The following is a 4662-nucleotide window of genomic DNA, read 5'->3' on the forward strand; positions in this document are numbered from 1 at the left end:
GGAGGCACTGAGTACCGCCGGTATCGAACTCGACCAAGTGGACCTGCCGCCCTTCCAACTCGTCAAGGAAGATTGGCGCGCCATCCACCAATTCCTGGTCACCTGGCATTGCCTGGTCATGGGTTGGATCGGCGATCTCTACCACTTCTCCTATCGGGACACCCCGCCACTCCTGCCGAAGCTGCTGCCTGACCTTCTGAACCCGGACTTCCCACCAGAGGTCGCCCACGCCTTCATCGACCACTATTGCCGCAGCTACCGGGCGGTGGCCGCGGAGCAGCCGGCCTGGGCGCCGGAGCTCGCGCTGCAATTGGCAGTTCCGCTCGCCGCATTAGCGAATCGCGCATGGGCCGTCAGAGAGATAATACACGCCATCCAGATCTGGCTGGCTCAACGTGGGCTTCCGACTATTGCGGGGACTGGTATCGCGGTGATCGATTGCTTCTGCGCCCAGGTTGGCGCGGCGGATGGCCCGGTTAGTCCGGCAGTCCTGGTGGACCCGGGATTCCTCACCGGGTTGCGCGATGCTATTGGCAGTCTGAACCAATCCGACCTAATGGCAAGGCTGGGAGGCGCGACGAGCGCGGCAGCGGCGCGCCAGGAGCGGGAGCAGATCGAGCAGAAACGCCAGGAGCGACAGGAACGGGAGCGGTTGGAGCAGGAGCGGCAGGAACGGAAACATCAGCAGCGATTGGAGCAGGAGCGCCAAGAACGAGTGCGGCTAGAACAGGAGCAACAGGAACGGGAGCGTTTGGAACTGGAGCGGCAGAATCGGGAGCGCCAGCAGCGGTTGAAGCGGGAGAACCAGCGGATCCAGGCTGACCGTTGGGCGGCAAAGGTTCCGCCGGACATCCACGGCTGGTCCAGCGAGCAAGTTCAGGGGCTACAGCGGTCGGTGGCTGCATCGATGGGGTTGGCGCCGGTCTTTCGCGACCCGTTCAAGGACGGTAGCAATGGGCCGGAAATGGTCTTGATCCCGCCCGGGTCATTCCTCATGGGTGCCTCAGACGGCGACGATGCAGCCCGGGACAACGAGAAGCCCCAGCATCGCGTAATCATTGCCCGACCCTTCGCCATCGGGTGCTATGCGGTCACCTTCGATGAATACGACGGCTTCTGCGCGGTTTCTGGCCATGAGAAGCCAGCTGATAATAGCTCTGGCCGTGGTCGAGGTCCAGTCATCAACATCTCCTGGGATGACTCCGTAGCTTATTGCGTCTGGGTCTCGGAGCAGACCGGTCGGCACTACCGTCTGCCGACTGAAGCGGAATGGGAGTATGCCGCCCGTGCCGGGACCACGACCCGTTGGTCATTCGGTAGCGACGAGAAAACGCTGAGGGACCACGCCAGTTTTCGTGGCAATTTTTTCTTCCATATCTGTGGAACCGATCCGGTCGGAACGAAGCGACCCAATCCCTGGGGGCTTTTCGACGTACATGGAAACGTCTGGGAATGGGTTCAGGATAGTTGGCATGACAACTATACGAGCGCCCCAGTCGATGGTTCTGAATGGCGCGAATCTGGCCATTTCGCTCGCCGAGTGTCGCGCGGCGGTTCTTGGAACTCTGATCGACATTGGGTGCGCGTGTCGACCCGTAATGGGTACGATCCTGCCTACGGTAACAACACCCTCGGTCTCCGACTGGCCCAGGACCTTTGACCTTTACGACTCTTGCCTTTTCCCCTTTTTCTTTGTTCCGTGCTCCGTTGCTGCTCGGATTGGCGAGCAACCCCTAAGTACCTGCACCCAAACGCTTGTGACTCGTTATTTAGAATCATGGTCTTGCAATAATAGAGGGTCATCTTGAATTACAAACGTTTGGGCAGATGTACTTATCACAGGCCCGCGGCCTATGTAGCCGTCGATTTTTTCTCGTTCCCTCGTTTCAATTGGGTATGCGGTACGCGATCCCAACTTTCTGTTTTCCAGTCACGGGAATGCGAATACCGCGATCTATCGGTTCAAACATTTCGCAACAGTCGATCTCGTGGAGCGGCGGCCAGATCTGTCTCCGATGCGCAAACGCCCGCATGCTCAGGAATAACGTTCAGGTGAAATGCGATATCATTGACCATGGACCGGACGAAGCAGCAGTGATTGGCCTGGGTCAACAGACTATCCCACGCGATTTGCTTCAGCGCATCGGCACCTCCTTTGGTCTCGGAATAGGCACTGCATTTCTTCTCGGTCCTATCCATACACAGCCAGGCGAGATACGCCTTCGGGTGTTGCGAGCGCCGGTCGCCCACTCTTGCCCAGATGGGGCGGAGCTTTTGCTTTTCCTTCTGCTGTTTCGGCGTATCCTCGGGCAATGCATTCCATGTCGTGCAGTCGGCGCCCAAATCGGCCGTGAACGCCGGATCATCGCTGCAAAAGCACTCCGGATCGTTCGGGGTTTTCAGTTTCGGCAGCCGTGATGTGGGTACGCCGGTATGGGTTGGCCCGGTCGGATCAGCGAACAGCCAGGCTTCAATCATCGGCTTGGCCAGATGAAACGACACCCGCTCCCGCAAGGCATCAGCGTGGCGCTGGGTATTCCCGCCAATGGCCGCGATCCGATCGAGATATCGCCGAGCGGCTTCGCGAACGATCCCGACCACCGCGGCGGGTTGGTGGATATTGTCGAGCTCAAGGTCGTCGATGATCAGGACCAGGTCAGCGCGTGGGGATCGCCCGTTTCCGATCGCCTCGGCAACCGCGCGCTCGATCAGCTTGTCTGCTGCGCAAGGCTTACCGGCGAGACGCAACACGTCACAGGAGGTAAAAGACGGTACGGGAAAGTCGATTGTCGCATTCGACGCAACTTCCTCTCGCCTCGGCAGACTGTAGAACTCGTGCTCGGGGAAAAGCCGACCCAACGCGCCCGGGAGTGCCTGCCATTCCATGCGGCCGGTCGGTAGTATCGCAATGCGCACGCTCAATCGTCTCCAGCGTGCAGAGTCGCGGGTGCGGCGAACTCCAGGCGGTCATAAAGGTCACCCAACATAAAGGCCGCCAGCCAATCCTCATCGTGCAGATCGGTCAGCGCGACCGGCATCCGTGCCGCGCCGGGCTCGAAGACATAGAACCGGTCCGGCTCACGTCGAAAGGCGTTCATGACCACCGGCGAATGCGAGGTGATAATGATCGTCAAGTCCTGCTGTTCGGCGCGTTCGCGCATCACGCTCAGGATGGTACGGATCGCGTGCGGGTGCAGTTGGTTCTCGATTTCGTCGAATGCAATGAGCGCACCCCGCTGCGCGCCGGCGACTGCGGTCAACTGGAGCAGTCCGGTCAGCAGGCCATCAGCAGCGCGGGCGGGTGGCAACCCATCTGCCGGATCGGTGGAGTCCGGCGGAAAGAGATAGGGTAATCCGCGGTCGAATTCGATGCTACCGATCAGGTCCGGAAATGCCTTGCGGGCTTGCGTCATTACCCATTCATATTGTCCCCCATACATCATTGGCGCACCTTTCCAGCTATTCAGCACAGACCATAAATTAATGCCGGTTCCGTGCAAAAATTGCATCGGATGGTCCCGGTTGTCTGGATGCTGAACCTTATGCAGAAAAAACGACTGGTAGACGCGAATGCTTTTCAAGGCAGACGCTAACGGTTGCATCCATTTCGATTCCGGCTCGTGACGATCCCAATACAGAGCGGCACCGCAGCGCTGCTCTTCGCGTGGCATGCGCGTCTGGCCAAGAAGCCAATGATCGGAAAACATTTCAGCATGCAGGATGGTCTCGTCGCCGCGCAGCAGGGTCTCTCCATAAGTGCCCATAAAGCCGGAAGCGGACAGCGGTAAACGTAATTGCCAGCGGATCTCGCCGATCGCGAACTCCAGTTCGACCGGCTCGCCTTCCGCCAAACCACGGGTTCGGATATGGCCTCCCTCTATACTGAGGAGGGCATTCTCCTGCCCTCGTTCGAAGAAATTACGCAGGAAGCGCAGCAGATCCAGCGTCGTCGTCTTGCCCGATCCATTGGCGCCGACGAGTAGACAGAGGCCGTCCGGAGACCAGTTCAGGTTCTCAAGGACTCGGAATCTGTTCGCGCTGAGTGTCACTTGGCTCATGAGTCGGTTTCCGGGTTCGGCAAAAATTCCTGGGCTTCCGCCGAAATTTTATCAGGTTCCTGTGGCCATGGGGGCGCGCGGCGCACTTGGACGATCAGGGCCGCCCGTCGTGGTCGATGGCGATGACCGATGTCGATCGCCCTCTGCAACGCCGCCAGGACTATAATCGCCAACCTGGATTAGCCAAGGAACCGACCCCGCCATGAGCCCCTACCACGTCGTGATGGCCTTCAACGCGATCACGACTCACTTGACCCGCGTGTCTCAACAGCGCACCGCGACCCAGGACGGCGACCAGCAACGCGCCTTTCAGCAGCAGCAATTCGAGGCGCAGCGCGAGGAGCAACGCCGGCAGGTCAAGGAGCGGCAGGAACAGGACTGGGCCATGGCGACCCGGCAGCGCCAGACCGCCCTGGAGCTACAGGAGAACCAGAAGGTCTTGGACCACTGGCCGTTGCGGATCTTCCCCTCCCAGATCATGCAATCGCACCGCTGCGACGGGCCGACCCCGCTGCGGGTGTTCCTCTCGCTGCCCACCAACGGCCCGCGCGACCTGGAAGGACCGGTACGCCAGGCACTCCAGCAATTCCTTTCCACCCACTAC

At 59.9% G+C, this 4662-nt stretch carries 4 protein-coding genes; 2 read left to right on the top strand and 2 right to left on the bottom strand.

The window, feature by feature from the left end; genetic code table 11:
• On the top strand, positions 1-1660 hold a 1660-nt coding region (locus QZY44_RS32790), incomplete at its 5' end, for an SUMF1/EgtB/PvdO family nonheme iron enzyme (RefSeq protein WP_295457656.1).
• 302 nt (positions 1661-1962) lie between these two features.
• Here the strand turns inward: QZY44_RS32790 and QZY44_RS32795 are convergent.
• Together QZY44_RS32795 and QZY44_RS32800 are read right to left on the bottom strand one after the other, a co-directional pair.
• The gene (locus QZY44_RS32795; RefSeq protein ID WP_295457661.1) at positions 1963-2922 is read right to left on the bottom strand and encodes a hypothetical protein; all 960 of its coding nucleotides are present in this window, start codon (positions 2920-2922) and stop codon (positions 1963-1965) included.
• Positions 2919-4058 (bottom strand): ATP-binding protein, encoded by a 1140-nt coding sequence (locus QZY44_RS32800; RefSeq protein WP_295457665.1) that lies wholly within the window; start codon positions 4056-4058, stop codon positions 2919-2921. The genes QZY44_RS32795 and QZY44_RS32800 overlap by 4 nt, the downstream gene beginning before the upstream one ends.
• A 202-nt stretch (positions 4059-4260) precedes the next feature.
• Here QZY44_RS32800 and QZY44_RS32805 point away from each other — a divergent pair.
• On the top strand, positions 4261-4662 hold a 402-nt coding region (locus tag QZY44_RS32805), incomplete at its 3' end, for a hypothetical protein (RefSeq protein WP_295457668.1).

Origin of the sequence: uncultured Thiodictyon sp. (genome assembly GCA_903837595.1) — a bacterium.
GTDB lineage: Bacteria > Pseudomonadota > Gammaproteobacteria > Chromatiales > Chromatiaceae > Thiodictyon.

What these genes read in the sequence shown, in the direction of transcription:
- QZY44_RS32800 (WP_295457665.1), bottom strand. Translation starts at nt 4,058, where the DNA reads ATGAGCCAAGTGACACTCAGCGCGAACAGATTCCGAGTCCTTGAGAAC.